Here is a 536-nt window from a genome sequence, read left to right as displayed (position 1 = left end):
CCGCAACATCGTCGCCAGTGCATACGGCTGCCGACCGGGCCGCCCCGATACCGGATAGTGCGGCGCGATCAGGGCAAGCAATTGCTGCCACGGAACGACCTGCTCCATCTCGGCCAGGAAAATCTCGCGCCGAGTCTGTTTGCGCTTGCCCAGGCCCTCAGCGTCACCGAACGTCAGTTGCATGGATGTCTCCTCACTCCGAAACGATAGTGTCCCGCTTTTTTGGCGCGTTGTTCAGAGGTTCCTTAACTCACTGACAGTGAGAGGTTTATTACACGAATTCCTGCCGACGCTCAGGTAATCCCCGACTGAGCCTCACTGAGGAAATAGCTCCATAAAACATGCCATCTCCTCTTCGTTGAATGCCGGGAAATCATCCGCCGCCCCTGCGAAGGGGGCCGCATCTTGTTCCCACATCACGGTGCTGGACGCTGCCAGATTGGCATCCATGGTCGTACCAGGATCCGGCAGGCCGCCCCCGATCCTGGTACACGGGCGTTTTACACCCCAGCTGAGGGGGGGTAAATGCCGCCCAT

2 protein-coding genes are annotated in these 536 nt (G+C 59.1%); both read right to left on the bottom strand.

Translation table 11 applies throughout. From position 1 onward, the window contains the following. A partial coding sequence (locus tag XAXN_RS08155) for a transposase (RefSeq protein ID WP_485129895.1) occupies window positions 1–183 on the bottom strand: 183 nt, incomplete at its 3' end. 132 nt (window positions 184–315) lie between these two features. Further along, on the bottom strand, window positions 316–536 hold a 221-nt coding region (locus XAXN_RS08150), incomplete at its 5' end, for a hypothetical protein (protein WP_134984853.1).

This window comes from Xanthomonas axonopodis, assembly GCF_001304695.1.
GTDB lineage: Bacteria > Pseudomonadota > Gammaproteobacteria > Xanthomonadales > Xanthomonadaceae > Xanthomonas > Xanthomonas axonopodis.
Note: the sequence above shows the minus strand (reverse complement) of the source record. Positions and strands in the feature narration are given on the sequence as shown.